General features: G+C 73.3%; 19 protein-coding genes. 14 read left to right on the top strand and 5 right to left on the bottom strand.

All coding sequences use genetic code 11. The features are described 5' to 3' along the window. Positions 1 to 19: 19 nt before the first annotated feature. The 4 genes from LPC08_RS13370 to LPC08_RS13355 all read left to right on the top strand — a co-directional run bounded on the left by LPC08_RS13370 (position 20) and on the right by LPC08_RS13355 (position 4,553). On the top strand, positions 20 to 1,915 hold the full coding sequence (locus LPC08_RS13370) for a TRAP transporter permease (protein WP_230448736.1): 1,896 nt from the start codon (positions 20 to 22) through the stop codon (positions 1,913 to 1,915). Positions 1,916 to 2,117: 202 nt separating this feature from the next. Beyond that, entirely contained in the window at positions 2,118 to 3,032 is a 915-nt protein-coding gene (locus LPC08_RS13365; RefSeq protein WP_230448735.1) for a bestrophin family protein, read from the top strand. A gap of 162 nt (positions 3,033 to 3,194) precedes the next feature. Next, complete coding sequence (locus tag LPC08_RS13360) at positions 3,195 to 4,085, top strand: DMT family transporter (RefSeq protein WP_230448734.1); 891 nt, start codon at positions 3,195 to 3,197, stop codon at positions 4,083 to 4,085. 69 nt (positions 4,086 to 4,154) lie between these two features. Beyond that, entirely contained in the window at positions 4,155 to 4,553 is a 399-nt protein-coding gene (locus tag LPC08_RS13355) for a methylglyoxal synthase (protein ID WP_230448733.1), read from the top strand. Positions 4,554 to 4,649: 96 nt separating this feature from the next. Here LPC08_RS13355 and LPC08_RS13350 read toward each other — a convergent pair whose 3' ends face one another. From LPC08_RS13350 to LPC08_RS13340, 3 genes are read right to left on the bottom strand one after another with little or no spacing between them, the layout of a single operon-like run. Continuing rightward, positions 4,650 to 4,955: an AzlD family protein gene (locus LPC08_RS13350; protein WP_230448732.1), complete on the bottom strand. Its 306-nt coding sequence runs from the start codon at positions 4,953 to 4,955 to the stop codon at positions 4,650 to 4,652. Then, the gene (locus LPC08_RS13345; protein WP_230448731.1) at positions 4,952 to 5,698 is read right to left on the bottom strand and encodes an AzlC family ABC transporter permease; all 747 of its coding nucleotides are present in this window, start codon (positions 5,696 to 5,698) and stop codon (positions 4,952 to 4,954) included. Before LPC08_RS13345 ends, LPC08_RS13350 begins: the two co-directional genes overlap by 4 nt. A gap of 5 nt (positions 5,699 to 5,703) precedes the next feature. Further along, entirely contained in the window at positions 5,704 to 6,396 is a 693-nt protein-coding gene (locus LPC08_RS13340) for a RecX family transcriptional regulator (RefSeq protein ID WP_230448730.1), read from the bottom strand. A 152-nt stretch (positions 6,397 to 6,548) separates the two neighbouring features. On the opposite strand from LPC08_RS13340, the gene LPC08_RS13335 reads away from it, so the two are divergent. The 6 genes from LPC08_RS13335 (at position 6,549) to hslO (ending at position 12,487) form a co-directional block, all read left to right on the top strand. Then, a complete protein-coding gene (locus LPC08_RS13335; RefSeq protein ID WP_230448729.1) occupies positions 6,549 to 7,271 on the top strand; it encodes a PRC-barrel domain-containing protein in 723 nt (240 codons plus the stop codon). A 164-nt stretch (positions 7,272 to 7,435) separates the two neighbouring features. Continuing rightward, complete coding sequence (locus tag LPC08_RS13330; protein WP_230448728.1) at positions 7,436 to 7,786, top strand: hypothetical protein; 351 nt, start codon at positions 7,436 to 7,438, stop codon at positions 7,784 to 7,786. A gap of 212 nt (positions 7,787 to 7,998) precedes the next feature. Continuing rightward, entirely contained in the window at positions 7,999 to 9,204 is a 1,206-nt protein-coding gene (locus tag LPC08_RS13325) for an aspartate aminotransferase family protein (protein WP_230448727.1), read from the top strand. Further along, positions 9,201 to 10,154 (top strand): ornithine carbamoyltransferase, encoded by a 954-nt coding sequence (gene argF / locus LPC08_RS13320; RefSeq protein ID WP_370643231.1) that lies wholly within the window; start codon positions 9,201 to 9,203, stop codon positions 10,152 to 10,154. Before LPC08_RS13325 ends, argF begins: the two co-directional genes overlap by 4 nt. 55 nt (positions 10,155 to 10,209) lie before the next feature. Then, entirely contained in the window at positions 10,210 to 11,400 is a 1,191-nt protein-coding gene (gene ubiM, locus LPC08_RS13315) for a 5-demethoxyubiquinol-8 5-hydroxylase UbiM (protein WP_230448726.1), read from the top strand. A 124-nt stretch (positions 11,401 to 11,524) separates the two neighbouring features. After that, positions 11,525 to 12,487, top strand: a complete 963-nt coding sequence (gene hslO / locus LPC08_RS13310) for an Hsp33 family molecular chaperone HslO (RefSeq protein WP_230448725.1) — start codon at positions 11,525 to 11,527, stop codon at positions 12,485 to 12,487. Positions 12,488 to 12,558: 71 nt separating this feature from the next. Here hslO and LPC08_RS13305 read toward each other — a convergent pair whose 3' ends face one another. Further along, positions 12,559 to 13,209 (bottom strand): hypothetical protein, encoded by a 651-nt coding sequence (locus tag LPC08_RS13305; RefSeq protein ID WP_230448724.1) that lies wholly within the window; start codon positions 13,207 to 13,209, stop codon positions 12,559 to 12,561. A gap of 313 nt (positions 13,210 to 13,522) precedes the next feature. Between LPC08_RS13305 and LPC08_RS13300 the strand changes: the two genes are divergently transcribed. From LPC08_RS13300 to LPC08_RS13285, 4 genes are read left to right on the top strand one after another with little or no spacing between them, the layout of a single operon-like run. Further along, complete coding sequence (locus LPC08_RS13300; protein WP_230448723.1) at positions 13,523 to 14,170, top strand: hypothetical protein; 648 nt, start codon at positions 13,523 to 13,525, stop codon at positions 14,168 to 14,170. Between the two features lie 36 nt (positions 14,171 to 14,206). Beyond that, positions 14,207 to 14,596 (top strand): RidA family protein, encoded by a 390-nt coding sequence (locus LPC08_RS13295; protein WP_230448722.1) that lies wholly within the window; start codon positions 14,207 to 14,209, stop codon positions 14,594 to 14,596. Next, a complete protein-coding gene (locus LPC08_RS13290) occupies positions 14,589 to 14,807 on the top strand; it encodes a hypothetical protein (RefSeq protein WP_230448721.1) in 219 nt (72 codons plus the stop codon). The genes LPC08_RS13295 and LPC08_RS13290 overlap by 8 nt, the downstream gene beginning before the upstream one ends. Beyond that, a complete protein-coding gene (locus LPC08_RS13285; RefSeq protein WP_230448720.1) occupies positions 14,804 to 15,040 on the top strand; it encodes a hypothetical protein in 237 nt (78 codons plus the stop codon). The genes LPC08_RS13290 and LPC08_RS13285 overlap by 4 nt, the downstream gene beginning before the upstream one ends. An 8-nt stretch (positions 15,041 to 15,048) precedes the next feature. On the opposite strand, the gene LPC08_RS13280 is transcribed toward LPC08_RS13285, so the two are convergent. Beyond that, positions 15,049 to 16,323: an IS256 family transposase gene (locus LPC08_RS13280; RefSeq protein ID WP_230448719.1), complete on the bottom strand. Its 1,275-nt coding sequence runs from the start codon at positions 16,321 to 16,323 to the stop codon at positions 15,049 to 15,051. Positions 16,324 to 16,516 lie beyond the last annotated feature (193 nt).

The following is a 16,516-nucleotide window of genomic DNA, read 5'->3' as shown; positions in this document are numbered from 1 at the left end:
CGGGACGGGGACGGGCGCGTTGCGCAAGCTGAAGGGCCCGCTGGGGCAGATCCTCACCCTCTGGCTCGCGGGTGTGGCCGCGCTGCATCTGTACTGGGGCGGCTTCGGCTTCCCCGAGCCGATCGCGATGCGCGGCTTCCACCTGCTCGCCTTCGTCCCGCCCATCTTCCTGCTCTGGCCGGCGCGGCGGATCGCCAGCCCTCGCCACCGGCCGAGCGCGGTGGACTGGCTGTGGTTCCTGGCCGCCGCGGCGCCGCATGCCTGGGTGCTGTGGAACGCCGCCGCCGTCTCCGACCGCATGGAATACGTGGACCCGTTCAGCCCGACCATGATGGTGCTGGCGGTGCTGGCCATCGTCACGCTGCTGGAGGCGACGCGGCGCGCGGTGGAGCCTGGCCTGGCCTGGATGGTCATCCTCTCCATCGCCTACATGCAGTTCGGCCACCTGCTGCCGGGCGTGCTGAACACGCGGGAGTTCAGCCCGGCCGAGATCCTGGAGGCGTCGTGGCTGGTGCCGACGGCGGGCGGCGTATACGGCCCGCTGACGGGGATCGTGGCGACCACCATCGCCGTCTTCATCACCTTTGGTGCCTTCATGCAGGGCTCCGGCACGGGGCGGCTGTTCAGCAACCTGGGCGCGGCGGCGGCGGGGCGCTACGTCGGCGGGCCGGCCAAGGTGGCCGTGGTCACCTCCGGCCTGTTCGGGACGATGAGCGGCTCCTCCGTCTCCAACGTCATCACCACCGGGGCCATGACCATCCCGCTGATGGTGCGCATCGGCTACCGCCCGGCGGTGGCGGGGGGCATCGAATCCGCGGCCAGCGTGGGCGGGGCGATCATGCCGCCGGTGATGGGCGCCGCCGCCTTCGTGATGAGCGAGATCACCAACATCCCCTATGGCGAGATCGTCGTCGCGGCCGCGCTCGGGGCGGTGCTCTACTACTTCGCCATCCTGGTCGCCGTGCATTTCGAGGCCCGCAAGCTGAACATCGCGCCGATGGCCAAGGCGGACATCCCCTCCTGGCGCGAGGTGGCGGCGGATGCGCACCTCGTGATCCCGATGGCGCTGCTCGTCTACCTGATGATGTCGCGCTGGAGCGGCAACTTCGCCGCCTTCTGCGCCACCATGGCGATGATCGCCATCGCCATGCTGCGCCGGCGTACCCGCATGTCGCCGCGGGTCATCCTGGACAGCCTGCACAACGCCGCGCTGACCATGGCGCCGCTGGCGGTCGCCATCGCGGGGGCGGGCATCGTCGTCTCCGCGCTCACCGCCACCGGCATGGTCGTGGCCTTCGGCGGCATCATCAAGGACCTGGCCGGCGGCAGCCTGCCGGTCCTGCTGGTGCTGCTGGCGCTGGCGGTGCTGATCCTGGGCATGGGGCTGCCCACCACGCCCAGCTACATCATCGCCGCGGCCATCGGCGTGCCGCAGCTGATGGAGATGGGGGTGGGCATGCTGCCCGCGCACCTGTTCCTGTTCTACTTCGCCGTGCTGGCGGACGCGACGCCGCCCGTGGCGGCCGCCGCCTTCGCCGCCGCCTCGATCGCCAAGGCGGGGCCCACCATCACCAGCCTGCACGCCACCCGCTTCGGCATCGCGGGCTTCACCGTGGGCTTCGCCTTCATCTACGACCCGGGGATCATGCTGCGCGGCGGCCTGCTGGAGATCGGGCTCGCCTTCTCCATCCAGGTGCTGGCGCTGACTGCCATCACCGCCGCCTGGGCCGGCAGCTTCATGGGGCCGCTTGCCATGCCGGTGCGGCTGCTGCTGGGCGCGGCGGGTCTGATGGCGGCCTTCGGGCACATGTTCAACGCGCCCACCCGCTTCGCCCTGGCCCTGGCGGCGATGGCGGTGGTGGCCGGGCTGCAGCGCGCACGGGGCGCGCGGATGCGCTCCGTCTCCTCGGCTTGACCCTCCTCGGCTTGACCGGCCGGCCTCGCGGCCGGCGCGGCGCGTGCCGGGGCGCCGGACCACCCGCCGCCGGCACGGGGCCTGCCTGGACCGGCCAGCGTGACGCGGGCCACGGGGCGGCGGGGTGCCGCCGTGGCGGCCGGGGCAGGGAGCTGCCCGGGGACCACGGTGCGCGGCGCCGCCGGCGGGCGGAGCCGCCGCCATGATCGTGCGCCCGCGGCCGCGGGCCTTCGACCTGCTCTTCGCCCTGCGCGGCTCCATCGTGCCGCTGATCGCGCCGCAGGTCGGCTTCGTGGCCGGGCTCTCGCTCGTCCTCGCCTTCCTCGACCGGCGCTGGCCGCAGCATTTCCCGGAGCTGACGACGGCCCCCTTCTCCGTGCTGGCGCTGACGCTCTCCATCTTCCTCGGCTTCCGCAACAACACCTGCTACGCCCGTTGGTGGGAGGCGCGGCAGCTCTGGGGTCTGCTCGTCACCGAGAGCCGCTGCCTGGCCCGCGAGGTGGTGTCGCTGCTGCCGGGCGATGCGTCGCGGCAACGGCGGGTGCTGCGGCGGCAGATCGGCTTCGCGCACTGCCTCGCCGCCCGGCTGCGGGACGGGGACGGCGCCGCCGCCGCCCGGCCCTGGCTGGAGGCGGCGGAGGCGGCCGCGCTCGCCACGCGCCGCAACCCCGGCGCGGCCCTGCTGCGCGCGCAGTCGGAGGAGTTCGCGGCGGCGTTGCGCGACGGGCATCTGGGCGAGGTCCTGTTCGGGATGCTGGAGGCGCGGCTGAACGCCCTGTCCCTGGTACAGGCCGGGGCGGAGCGCATCCGCCACACGCCCACGCCCTATGCCTACAGCCTGCTGCTGCACCGCTCGGCCTGGCTGTTCTGCCTGTTGCTGCCCTTCGGCTACGTGGGCACGCTCGGCTTCTTCACCCCGCTGGTCACGGGCATCCTCGCCTATACCCTGTTCGGCCTCGATGCCCTGAGCGACGAGCTGGAGGAGCCCTTCGGCCTCGCCCAGAACGACCTGCCCCTGGACGCGCTGGTGCGGGTGGTCGAGATCGACCTGCTGGAGGCGCTGGGCGAGCCGGACCTGCCGGAGCCGGCGCGGCCGGTGCGCTACGTGCTGACCTAAGCGGCTTCTCCCCGCCGGCCGGACCGTGTTGGCTGGGCTGTTTCTTCACCCGGGCTGAGCGCCAAGCCCCCCACCCCTGGCATGGGACATGCCTGACCTCACCGGGGTGGCGGATGCTGCGTCGCAGCAGACGCTGCCGTCGAACGGTTGGGACAGTGGGATTTGAGCCAGGATCACGGAGCGCAGCGGCGCGAGCAGCTCATCGGCATCGCGCTGCTGCTCCTGGCGGTCGCCTTCTTCGCCTGCCTGGATTCCACCGCGAAATGGCTGAGCCCGGGCTATCACGCCCTCCAGATCGGGGCGCTGCGCTACCTCGGCAGCTTCGTCTTCACCGCCATCGCCCTGAACCCGGTGCGGCAGCCGGAGATCCTGCGCAGCCGCATGCTCTGGCTGCAATGCGCCCGGGCCTTCTGCCTGGCCTTCTCCACCTTCTGCTCCTTCATGGCGCTGCGCTCGCTCTCGCTCACCACGGCCACCGCCATCACCTTCGCCGCGCCGCTGATCGCGGCGGTGCTGGCGGGGCCGGTGCTGGGCGAGTGGATCGGGCCGCGCCGCCTGGTGGCGGTGCTGGCGGGTTTCCTCGGCGTGCTGGTCATCACCCGGCCGGGCGGGTCGGGCTTCCAGCCGGCCATGCTCTACTCGGTGGGTGTCGCCTGCTCCAACGCGCTGTACTTCCTGGCGACGCGACGGCTGGCGCTGCGCGACGGCAGCGCCACGACGATGTTCTACACGGGGCTGGTGGGGTCGCTGCTGTTCCTGCCGGTGCTGCCCTTCGTCTGGCAGGCGCCGGCAAGCCTGCTCGACGGGCTGCTGCTGGCCGCGCTGGGGCTGTTCGGGGCGCTGGGCCACGGGCTGCTGATCGTGGCGCACCGGCGCGCCACCTCCTCCGTCCTGGCGCCCTTCTTCTATGCCCAGTTGCTCTGGGCCATCGCCATCGGGGTCGCCGTCTTCGGCGAGGTCCCGGACCGCTGGACCCTGCTCGGCGGCGCGGTGGTGATCGGCTCGGGACTCTACCTGCTGCGGCGGGAGCAGGCGCGCGGGGCGGGGGGATGAGGGGAGGCCAGCCCCGCCTTGCCGCGCCGGGGCGAGGTGCCCACCCTCGCGGGGATGCCGGAGTCGCGCATGACCATTCTGACCCTCGCCCTGATCGCCCATGACACCCGCAAGGATGCGCTGGTGGCCTGGGCGGAGCGGCACCGCGCCGTGCTGTCCGGCCACCGGGTCGTCGCCACAGGCACGACCGGCCAGCGGCTGAAGGAGGCGATCCCGGAGCTGAAGGTGGAGCGGGTGCTGAGCGGCCCGCAGGGCGGCGACCTGCAGATCGGCGCCCGGGTGGCGGAGGGGCGGGTGGATGCGATTATCTTCCTGATCGACCCGCTCTGGGCCCAGCCGCACGAGCCGGACGTGCGGGCGCTGATGCGCATCGCGGTGGTGCATGACGTGCCCCTCGCGCTGAACCTGCGGACGGCCGAGGCGCTGGTGGCCGGCTGGCCGACGGTGACGGTGCTGGCCGGCGGCTGAGGCGGGCGGGTTCGGGCCGCCTCCGGCCGGCGCACCCGCCGGGGCGCAGGGCCGGCGTCGGCTGGTGCCGCGAGACCGGGGCGCCGGCCGCCCGGATCACCGCCCCAGCAGCTGCGCCGCCCAGACCGCGGCCACGCCGATCACGATGGACAGGCCGAACTGGCGGAAGCGCCACTGGGCCAGCACTACGGCCACGGCCCCGACCAGCCCCACCCAGCCATGCGCGAGCAGGGCGGGCGCGGCGTAGGCGACGAAGAGCGGGCCCGGCAGCTCGCGCAGCAGCGCCTCGGCGAAGGGCGGCAGGCGGAAGGAGCGGCGCAGGACGTAGCCGCCGGCGCGGCACAGGTAGGTCAGCGCCGCCATCACCAGGATGCCGGCCAGGGCGTCGGCGTGCAGGCTCATCGCGGGCGGCGCGTCGCCCGCCAGGCGCCCAGGGTCGCGCCCGAGGCCGCGCCGAACAGCAGCGGCAGCGGCGCCGGCAGGCCGAGCCCGTGTACGAGGAGGGAGACGGCGCCGGCCAGCGCCCAGGGCAGCACGTCGCGCCGCACGCCGCGCCACAGCGAGGCGAGCAGCGCGAGGAAGGTGGCGACGGCGGCGAAGAAGAGCGGGTGCCCCGGCGGCAGGTTCAGCGTGCTGGTCAGCAGGTGCCCGGCCAGGGTGGCGGCCAGCCAGCCCGCCCAGGTGACGATGCCGATGCCGAAGAGGTAGCCGGCATCGCGCCCGCCCCGGCGCTCCTCGACCACGGCGAGGGCGTAGGTGTGGTCCACCATCATCCCGAGATTGCCCCAGACCCGCCAGCCGCGCAGCCCGGCCAGCCAGGGCGCCAGCGCCGCGCCCATGGGCAGCAGGCGCAGGTTCACCACCAGCGCCGCCGCGCCGACGGCGAGCAGCGGCACCGGCTCCCGCCACAGCTCCAGCGCGAGAAGCTGTGAGGCGCCGGCGAAGACCAGCCCGCTCATCAGGCCGAGCTCCGCCAGGGACAGGCCGCGGGAATTGGCCAGGATGCCGACCACCAGGCCGAAGGGCACCATGCCGAGCAGCAGCTCCGTCGCCACCTTCGCGCCGCGCACGACGCCCGCGCGGGTGAAGGTCGCGCGCGCGGCCGGGCGTGGGACGGGCGCGTCGCCCGGGCTCTCCGTCGCCATGCCGCTCAGTCGCGCCGCGCGGCGATCAGGCGGGCCTCGGCCTCGTCGGGATCGGTGTCGAGCGCGGCCTCCGCGACCTCGCGCGGGAAGCCGGCGCGGGCCAGCCCGGCCAGCGCCCGGAGCCGGGCGGCCGGGTCGCCCCCGTCGGCGGGCGTGGCGGCGGCCGTCGCGAAGGGCCCCTGGCGGCGGCGGCGCAGATGCGCGAGCGCCGCCGCCAGCTCGTCCACCTCCCCCGTCTCCAGCAGCTCCCCGGCGGTGCCGGGGGCCACGCCCTTCGCCGCCAGGTGCGCGGCGACGGCGCGGCGGGAACGCCCGGCGCGCGAGAGGCGGCGTGCCCGGGCCGCGGCGAAGGCGGCGTCGTCCACGACACCCATGGCGACCATCGCGCGCGCGACCTCCACCGCCGCCTCCCGCGCGCGGGCGACCTGGGAGGCGACGGCCTCGGCGGGCTGGCCTTCCCGCGCCGCCCGCTGCGCCCAGCGGCCGATGCGGCGCTGCAGGACGCGGACGAGGTTGGCTTCCGTGCTGGAGAAGCGGGCGAGATGCGCCAGCGCCGCCTCCCGCAGATTTGCCGCGTCCGGCCCGGGGCCCGCCGGCGGCTCGCGCCGCCGGGCGGGGGCGCGAGCCGCCGGCGCATCCCGATCCGGCCGTGCCGCCCCGTCCGGACCCGTGTCCCACCCTGTCTGACGCCGTGGCATGCGGCCGATCCTGCCATGCGCGGCGAGGGGTGCCCAGCGGAGCCGCGCGTGAACGGGACCGGGACCCGGGCCGACGGAGCCGGCGCCCCGCAACCGCCGGGAGCGGCCATGCGTTCATCGCGCACCCGAACACGTCTGGGAGAATGACCGCCATGAGCACCCGCACCAACCTTCTCGCCATGACCGCCGTCGCCGCGCTGATGGTCACGCCCGTCCTGGCGCAGAACACCAGCACGCCGCGTGACGGCACGCCGGGCAACCCGCCCTCCACCGCGACGCAGCGCGCCGCCGATGCGGCGACGGGCAATGTGACGCCCCCCGACGGCACGCCCGGCAACCCGCCCGGCACCGCGGTGTCGCGGGCCATCGACCGCGCCGCGGGGACGAACATGTCCGGCGCCTATCCGCAGAACAGCGACGGCACGCCGAACAACCCGCCCGGCACCGCCATCGGCCGCGCCGCCGACAACGCCACCAGCAACGCGCCCAACACCCGTGCCACGACCGGCTCGGTCGCGAGCCCGGGCAGCATGGCCGCGTCGCCGTCGGCCAGCTCGGCCATGCCGTCCTCGCCTCCGCGCGTGACCGCTGCCAGTGACATGGAGCGGGCCAGCAAGATCATCGGCACCAACGTCTACAACGACCGCAACGAGTCCATCGGCTCGGTCGACGACATCGTGCTGACGCATCAGGGCGGCGCGCGCACCGCGATCCTCTCCGTGGGCGGCTTCCTGGGCATCGGCGCGAAGCTGGTGGCCGTGCCCTTCGACCAGCTCCGCTTCGACAGCGGGCAGAACCGCTGGGTGATCTCCGGCGCGACCAAGGAGAGCCTGACGGCGCTGCCGACCTTCGAATACGGTACCGGCCGCGGCTGAGCGGCTTCGACGGACAGGCTGGGCCCGGCCCCTTCGCGGGGGCCGGGCCTTGTTGCGTCCGGGGGCGGCTGCGACGGCGGCGAGGCGGGGCGAGGGAACCTTCCGTGTAACGCCGCGTTGCCAGGACACCGCCGGATGAGGCGGAGCCAACACCTGGGAGTAGCATGATGTTCGATCGCTCGACGTTGCGTGGTGTGGTGGCCCTCGCGGCACTGGTCGGCGTATCCGCCTGTGCCGACCACGGCCCCGGCATGGCCGGCAACCCGCCGGGCACCGCCGCCGAGCGCGCGCTCGACCGCGCCGCCGGCACCAATACCTCGGGCGCCTACCCGGCGCAGTCCGACGGCACGCGGGCCAACCCGCCCGGGACGCAGGCCACGCGCGCCCTCGACCGCGCCGCCGGGACGGACGTGTCCGGCGCCTATCCGCGCCAGCGCGACTGCACGCCGGGGAACCCGCCGGGGACCCAGGTCAGCCGCGCCCTGGGGACCACCGATCCCAATACCTGCCGCTGATCCGCGGCCGCACCGGATGGGGAGGGGGCGCCGTCGCGGCGCCCCCTTTCCGCGTTCCGGGAGGGCCGCACGCAGGTCCGCCACGCCGGGGCCGCAGGGCAGGCGGGCACAAGGCTTTTGACCGTGCGGAATGTTTCCGCCATCTTCGCCGACTTCCCTCCCGGCGGGCGACGGTCGCTCCCCGCGAGGGATGTGCAAGGGATGTCCGCTTCGTGATCCCCGCCCTGATGCCGACCTACAACCGTGCCGACCTCGCCTTCGAGCGGGGCGAGGGCGCCTGGCTGTGGACGGATGACGGGCGACGATTCCTCGATTTCGGCTCCGGCATCGCCACCAGCAGCCTGGGGCACGGCCATCCGCACCTGACGCAGGCCATCGCCGAACAGGCGGCGAAGATCGTCCACAGCTCCAACCTCTACCGCGTGCCCCAGGCCGAGCGGCTGGCGGCGCGGCTGGTGGAGGCGACGCCCTTCGCGGACAGCGTCTTCTTCTGCAACTCGGGCGCCGAGGCGAACGAGGGCATGACCAAGGCCGTGCGCAAGTACCACGCCGAGAACGGCCATCCGGAGCGCTTCCGCAGCCTGTGCTTCGAGGGCGCCTTCCACGGCCGCACCCTGGCGATGCTCTCGGCGACCGGGAACGCGAAGTACCTCGCGGGCTTCGGCCCGCCGGTGGACGGCTTCGACCACGTCCCCTTCGGCAACATGAACGCGGTGCGCGACGCGATCACGCCGCAGACCGCCTGCATCATGATCGAGCCGATCCAGGGCGAGGGCGGCGTGCGCCCGGCGGATCTGCGCTTCCTGCGCGAGCTGCGCGCCGTCTGCGACGAGTTCGGCCTGCTGCTGGCGCTGGACGAGGTGCAGACGGGCATGGGCCGCAGCGGCAAGCTCTGGGCGCATGAATGGGCCGGCATCGAGCCGGACGTGATCTCCTCGGCCAAGGGCATCGGCGGCGGCTTCCCGCTGGGCGCGATCCTGGCGCGGGAGAAGGTCGCGAAGCACCTCAAGCCCGGCACGCACGGCACCACCTATGGCGGCGGGCCGCTCGCCTGCGCCGCCGGCAACGCCGTGCTGGACGTGATCCTGGCGCCGGGCTTCCTCGACCAGGTGGACCGCGTCGCGCGGCATCTCTGGCGCGGCTTCCTCGCCCTGGCGGAGAAGCATCCCAAGGTGATCGCCGGCGTGCAGGGCGCGGGGCTGCTGCTCGGCCTGAAGCTGCACGAGGGCATCTCCAACACGGAGATGCAGTCGGCCGCCGTGGCCGAGGGGCTGCTGACGGTCGCCGCGGGGATGAACGTGCTGCGCGTCGCGCCGCCCCTCATCATCACGGAGGCGGAGGCGGACGAGGCGATCCGCCTGCTCGACCGCGCCGCCCTGCGCATGACGCCCTCGGATGCGAAGGCCGCGGCCAAGTGAGCGCCGCGCTCCGGACGGTGGAAGGGGGGCAAGGCGCCCCCCGCCACTTTCTCGAGCTGATGGATTTCGACGCGCCGACGCTGCGGCGCATGCTCGACCTGGCGCGCGAGGCCAAGGCCGGACGCGTCGCCGGCAAGCCGCTCGCCGGCAAGAGCGTGGCGCTGATCTTCGAGAAGCCCTCCACCCGCACCCGCGTCTCCTTCGAGGTGGGCATCACCCAGCTCGGCGGCCATGCGGTGGTGCTGTCGGGACGCGACATGCAGCTCGGCCGCGGCGAGACGCCGGCGGACACGGCGAAGGTGCTGTCGCGCTACGTCGATGCGATCATGCTGCGCACGGACGACGTGGGAAAGCTGCGCGGCCTGGCCGAGCACGCGACGGTGCCCGTGATCAACGGCCTGACCGACGTCTCGCACCCCTGCCAGATCATGGCGGACGTGCTGACCTTCGAGGAGCATCGCGGCCCGATCGCCGGCCAGACCGTCGCCTGGACGGGCGACGGCAACAACGTCGCGCAATCCTTCATCCAGGCCGCGGCGCGCTTCGACTTCACCCTGCGCCTCGCGACCCCCGAGGCGCTGCGCGCCCCGCCCGAGCTGGTCGCCTGGGCCCGGCGCGAGGGCGCACGGATCGAGGAGACGGACGATCCCGCGGCCGCCGTGCGCGGCGCGCGCTGCGTCGTGACGGATACCTGGGTCTCCATGTCCGACGAGAAGCCGGACGCGCAGACGGTGAACCGGCACAACCTGCTCGCGCCCTACCAGCTCAACGCCGCGCTGATGCGCCATGCGGCACCGGACGCGGTCGTCATGCACTGCCTGCCGGCGCATCGTGGCGAGGAGATCACCGAGGAGGTGATCGACGGCCCGCAATCGGTGGTGTTCGACGAGGCGGAGAACCGGCTGCACGCGCAGAAGGGCGTGCTGCTCTGGGCGCTGGGCGCGGGCTGACCGCCGGCCGCCCGGCCCCTTCCCGGGAGGCCGGCCAGGGGCCATCTTGCCGGCCATGTCCGATGTGATCCGTACCGACGTGGCCGTGGTGGGCGGGGGCCCGGCCGGCCTCGCCTTCGCCGCCCTGCTCTCCGGCAGCGGCCTCTCCGTCACCATCGTCGAACGCCAGCCCGAGGCGGCGCTGGAGCAGGCCGCCTTCGACGGGCGGGAGATCGCGCTCACCCACCTGTCGCAGGAGATCCTGGACCGGGTCGGCGCCTGGGCGCTGATCCCGGCGGAGGAGACCTCCGCCCTGCGCCAGGCGGCGGTGCTGAACGGCGGCTCCCCCTATGCACTGCGCTTCGGGCCCGAGGGGAAGGGCGTGGCGGAGCTGGGCCGGCTGGTGCCGAACCACCTGATCCGCCGGGCGCTCTACCGGGTGGCGAAGGCCGCGCCTGGGGTGACGCTGCTGGCCGGGACGGGTGTGATGGGCGTGTCCACGGACATCGAGGGCGCGACGCTGCGGCTTGCCGATGGGCGGACGGTCACGGCGAGGCTGCTGGTGGCCGCCGACAGCCGCCAGTCTCCGACGCGCGAGGCGCTGGGCATCGGGGTGGAGGTGCGCGATTTCGGCAAGCGCATGCTGGTCTGCCGCCTGCGCCACGAGAAGCCGAACGGCCATGTCGCGACGGAGTGGTTCGACTACGGCCAGACCATGGCGATGCTGCCGCTGAACGGGCTGATGTCCTCCGTGGTGCTGACCCTGCCGCCGGCCGAGATGGCGGTGCTGGAGGCGATGCCGGAAGCGGCCTTCGGCGAGGAGATCGCCCGCCGCTACCGCCACCGGCTGGGGGCGATGGAGCTGGCGAGCACCCGTCACGTCTATCCCCTGGCCGCCACCTATGCCGAGCGCTTCTTCGCCACCCGCGCCGCGCTGCTGGGCGATGCGGCGGTGGGCATGCACCCGGTCACGGCGCATGGCTTCAACTTCGGCCTGCGCGGCGGCGAGGCCCTGGCCGGGATGATCCGCGAGGCGCTGGCCGCCGGGCGCGACCACGGCGCCCCGGACGTGCTGCGGCGCTATCACCTGGCGCTGCGCCGCTCGACCCGGCCGCTCTTCCTGGCCACCAACGTCACGGCGCTGCTCTACAACGATTCCAGCCTGCCGGCGCGGCTGGTGCGCAACGCGGCGCTGCGCCTGGGCAACCACCTGCCGCCGGTGCAGCGGCTGGTGACGGCGCAGCTGATGGAGCGGCCGGCGGCCTGAAAGCCGCCTGCCGGTGCGGGGCGTTGCGCGGCAGGGCAGCCCCGCGTCCGGTCCCGGTCGCATCCTGTGCCAGCCGGCCCCATCTGTTCCGGCGATCCCGACCCTTCCTGCCCAGGTTTCCTGCGTGAGCGATCCCACCCAGCCGTCCCGCACGCCCGACTTCCTCAACCACGACCGGCCGCCCGTGCCGGATCTGGTGGTGCCGCGCGGCCTGCAGCCTTTCCACCTGGAGGATCGCCCGGTGCGCGGGCGGCTGGTCCGGCTCGGCCCGCTGGCCGAGGCGCTGCTGTCCCGCCACGACTACGCGCCGGACGTGGCGCGGCTGCTGGGGCAGGCGCTGGCGCTGACGGCCGGGCTGGCGGGGGCGTTGAAGTTCCGGGGCTCCTTCAGCCTGCAGGCCAAGGGCGACGGGCCGGTGCCGATGCTGCTGGCGGACTGCACCGATGGCGGGGCGCTGCGCGGCTACGCGCGCGTGGAGGAAGGCCGGGCCGGGGACGCGCCGGAGGGCGATGCGGCGTCGCTGCTGGGGAAGGGCTACCTGGCCTTCACCTGCGACCAGGGGGCCGACATGGACCGCTATCAGGGCATCGTCGCCATCACCGGGCGCGACCTGGCGGAGATGACCGGGGCCTATTTCGAGACCTCCGAGCAGATCGCCGCCTGGGTCCGGCTGGCGGCGGCGCCGACGCCGCAGGGCTGGCGCGCCACCGCCCTCATCCTCGAGCGGGTGGCGGGGCAGGGCGGCATCGGTGCCATGACGGCGGAGGAGCAGGCGGAAGCCTGGAACACCGCGACGATCCTCGCCAGCACCGTGACGGAGGCGGAGCTGCTCGACGATTCGCTGCCGGGCGAGGAACTCCTGCACCGACTCTTCCATGCCGAGGGCCTGGTGACCGACCGGGCGAGGGCGCTGTCCTACGGCTGCCGCTGCTCCCGCGCGCGACTCGCCTCCGTGCTCCAGGGCTTCGCGGAGGACGACCTGGATCACATGGCGGAGGGCGGGGCGATCACCATGACCTGCGAGTTCTGCAACGTCGCCTTCCGCTTCGACCGGATGGAGGTCCGCCCAGCGTCCGGGCGGGCCTGACGGCCGGGCGGCGGCCGCATCGCCGCGCCGTTCTCCCCGGCGAGACGACGGTGGAAACCGCCGGCGCGGCGTCACCCACTGCAATGCACGATGTGGGCCGTCACTCCATGGGCGTTGATGGCCGTGCAGTAGGCGGTGACGGTGATGGTGTTCCCGTCCGTGGTTTCGTTCGACATGAAGTCGTGCCGCTTGACGCAGGCGTAGTCGCCAAACCGGACGACGATGTGCTGGGTGGCCTGGCCCGCCTGCAGGTTGGCGGCGGACAGGGCCTTGGCGAAGGCGTACCGGAGCTTGTCCGGCGGGATCAGGTCGCAGACGACGACGCTCAGCGTGGAGGTCGTGTCGCCCAGGGCATAGGTGTTCATCGCCTGTCCGCCCAGGGCCATCGTCGGGTACTGCGCCTGGCCCGCGAGCGACATGCGCGAGTGCTGCTTGGCGCGCTTCGCGTTGTAGCCGTCGATGTCCTCGAGTCGGCGGTTGGAATGGATGTCGGCGAGCTTTTCCTCCAGGTCGCCTGACTTGCCGCCTTTCACCGTCAGCAGGTGCTTCTTGGCGAAGGCGTTGTGGTTTCCATTCTGCGGGTTGGTGCCGGAAACCCAGATGGAATAGTCCCTGCGGTCTCCCGGGTAGCGGAAGTTCCACACCTGGTCGCCGGCGCGATGGGTGGTTCCGGTGTTCCCGTCGGTGAAGTAGGTGAAGTAGTCCGTACGCGTCCACGACATGGCACCGGTTCCTCCAGGGGATCCGATCCTCTGGGGGCTCCGAGAGACTCGCCGGCCCAGCTTTCGAACCCAAGCCGAAATGAGTACCTATGGGAAGCCGCCCGTGCAACTTCCGGTCGAGCGTTGGGTGGGCACGACACCCGTGGCCGGGAATCCTGCGGGCGGATGGTCCGTGGCCCCGCCCTGCGGTCCGGGGGCCGGCTCCGGCGGGTTGGCGCGCCTCCGGGGCTCTGGGCTCGGCCTGCCGTTCCCCTGCTTGCCCGCCACCGCGCCCTGCGGTTTCCTCCGCCCCGTCCCGCCGCGGAAAGGGGAGATGATGACCGGCCGACGCCTGCTGCTGCTGCTTCCCCTGGCCGTCGCCGCCTGCGGCCGCAACCGCGAGGCGCCCGTCGCCGACACGCCCTTCCGCCCCGATGGCTATGCCTGGCTCACGCCGCTGCGGCTGAACGTGCGGTCGGTCGAGGTGGTGGAGGCGCCGCCTGGCCCCGCCCGGCGCACCGACCCGCCCGCGCCCATGGTGCCGGCCGACGAGGTGGCGCGGATGGGGCGGGAGCGTGTGCTGGCCGGCGGCATGACCGGCACGGCGCGCTTCACGGTGGAGACGGCCAGCCTGGTGCGCGAGCGGCTGGGCGGCGGCGGCATGTTCACCGAGCCGCAGGAGCGGCTGACGGTGGTGCTGCGCTGCCGGGTGGAGGTGGTGTCCGATGACGGGGCCCGCCAGGCCTTCGCGGAGGCGGAGGCGCGGCAGAGCTCGACGCGGGTGGAAGGCAATGCCCGCACCGCGGCGGCCCATGCCCGCGAGGTGGTGGCCAGGGCGATGGACGAGCTGAACGTGGAGTTCGAGGTGCAGGTCCGCCGCAACCTGCGCGACTGGCTGCAGGACACCGTCCCGGCCGCCCCGGTGCCTCCCGAGGGCGGCCCGAACGGCATCCGGCGGGAAGACCTTTCGCAGAGCGGATAAGACCCGCAGGATAGGGGCCGTTGCCGGAGGAATCCCATGGCCACCATCACCGTTTCCAATCCCGAAGGCGTGCATGCCCCTGCCTCGGCCTATTCCCATGCGGCCCTGATCGAGGGGACGGGGAAGCGGCTGATCATCAGCGGGCAGGTCGGCGTGGCGGCGGACGGCACGGTGAGTACCGATCCGGAGGGGCAGATCGACCAGGTCTTCGCCAATCTGCTGACCGTGCTGAAGGCGCATGGCATGACCCAGAAGAACGTCGCCAAGATCACGGTCTTCCTCACCGACCGGATGGTGATCGGGCCCTGGCGCCGCAAGCGTGACGCCTGGTTCGAGGGCCATGCCGCCGCGGCGACGCTGATCCTGGTCGCGGGACTCGCCGACCCGCGCTTCGTGGTCGAGGTCGAGGCCGAGGCCTATGCCTGAGGCCCGGCGGCCGGTCCGGGCGTGGCCGGCCGGGCTGGCGCTGCTGGCCCTGGCCGGCTGCGCCGCGTCGGAGCCGCCGCCACGGGTGCCGATGCCGGCCGAGGTGCCTGCCGCACGCCCGCCCCAGCCGGTGGAGGAGACGCCCCGCAACCCGGCTGCGACGGGCGGGCCGCGTGCCCTGCTCGGCCCGGCGGGCGGGGCGGCGGGATGATGCCGCCGCGCGGTACCGGGCCGGGCCGGGCCCGGGCGCTGGGCCGGGGGGCGCCGTGGCTGGGCCTGTTCGGGCTGCTCGCGCTGCTGCCGGGCTGCATGCCGCCGGCCGAGCCCTATCCCACCGGGCAGTACCAGCGCCCCTACGACCCGCCGGCCTCGCCGCAGGTGCCATACCAGCGCCCCTATGTCCCGCCCTTCGGCCAGTTCGGAGCTATGCTGGAAACTGGGTGACGCCGTGATCAGGCGGCGTGCTGCGCTGGCGTGTTGGTAACCTCGACGCCGTTCTTGAATGTGATGCCCTGGATCAGCTTGGGCAACTGGTTCTCTCCCTTCAGCCGGCGCCAGGTTTTGGCCGCAGCCATGACGAGCTTGAACACCATCAGCCGAGCGGTGTCCTGCGACAGTGCGCCCTTGGTGCGGACGGTCCGGTGCCGGACGGTGGCGAACACGCTCTCGATGGGGTTCGAGGTGCGTAGGTGGTCCCAGTGTTCGGCGGGGAAGTCGTAGAAGGTCAGCAGAGCGTTGCGGTCCTTCAGCAGGCAGGTGGCCGCCTTCTCGTATTTGGCCCCGTACTTCTCGGCGAAGGTCGTGATCGCCGCTTCCGCTGTCGCGCGGTCCGGCGCCTGCCAGATCTCGCGTAGATCGGCCTTGGCGGCTGGCTGGACCGACCTCGGCAGCTTATCCAAGACGTTGGCGGTCTTGTGCACCCAGCACCGCTGATGACGGGTGGCCGGGCAGACCTCCTCGAGCGCCTTCCAGAAGCCGAGCGCGCCATCGCCTGTGGCCAGTTCGGGCGCGATCATCAGGCCACGGGCCTTGAGGTCGACCAGCAGTTCCCGCCAGCTCTGCGCGCTCTCGCGCAGGCCCACCTGGAAGCCAAGCAGCTCCTTCCTGCCCTCCGGCGTGGCGCCGATCAGCACCAGCATGCATTCGGCCTGCGGCTCCATCCGGGCCTGCAGGTAGACGCCGTCGGCCCAGACATACACGTAGCGACGGGCCGACAGGTCGCGCCGCTGCCAGCGCGTGTAGTCCGCCTCCCAGTCGTCCCGCAGCCGCGCGATCACCGAGGGCGACAGGTTCGGCGCCTCGCGGCCCAGCAGGGCCCCGAGCGCCTCCTGAAAGTCGCCCATCGAGACCCCGCGCAGGTAGAGGATCGGCAGCAGGGCATCCAGGCTCCGCGTCCGCCGCGCCCAGCGCGGCAGAAGAGCCGAGGCGAAGCGGATGCGCTCGCCGCCCGCCTCCTCGCCAGCACCGCGGTCGCGCAGCTTGACCCGCTGCACCGGCACCGGGCCGATCCCGGTCTGCACCAGCCTCTCCGGGCCATGCCCGTGCCGCACCAGGCGCTCGCGCCCATCCGGCAGCCGCAAGCCCCTCATCTCGGCCAGGAAGGCCTCCGCCTCGGCCTCAACCGCCTGGGCCAGCAACCGGCGGGCCCCGCTCCTCAGGACCGCCGTCAGCGGGTCCTCCACCGTCTCAGGCTGACGAAGTGGAACGACAGTGGTATCTTTCGTCATGGCGTATCGCTCCTTCGGGAGGTTCAGGCAGGCTTGTCACCCACCTCGATACGCCGCCTCTCTCACACCGCCATCACCCAGTTCCGGCCATAGCTCGCCAGTTCGCGCCGGCGGCGCAAACCCTGCCCTGACGCGGGGCGCGGCGCCTGTCATCGCCGCGTCACGCAGCGGTCAACCCCGTGCAATCCCCCCG

It is taken from the genome of Roseomonas sp. OT10 (assembly GCF_020991085.1).
GTDB classification, from domain to species: Bacteria; Pseudomonadota; Alphaproteobacteria; order Acetobacterales; family Acetobacteraceae; genus Roseomonas; species Roseomonas cutis.
Note: the sequence above shows the minus strand (reverse complement) of the source record. Positions and strands in the feature narration are given on the sequence as shown.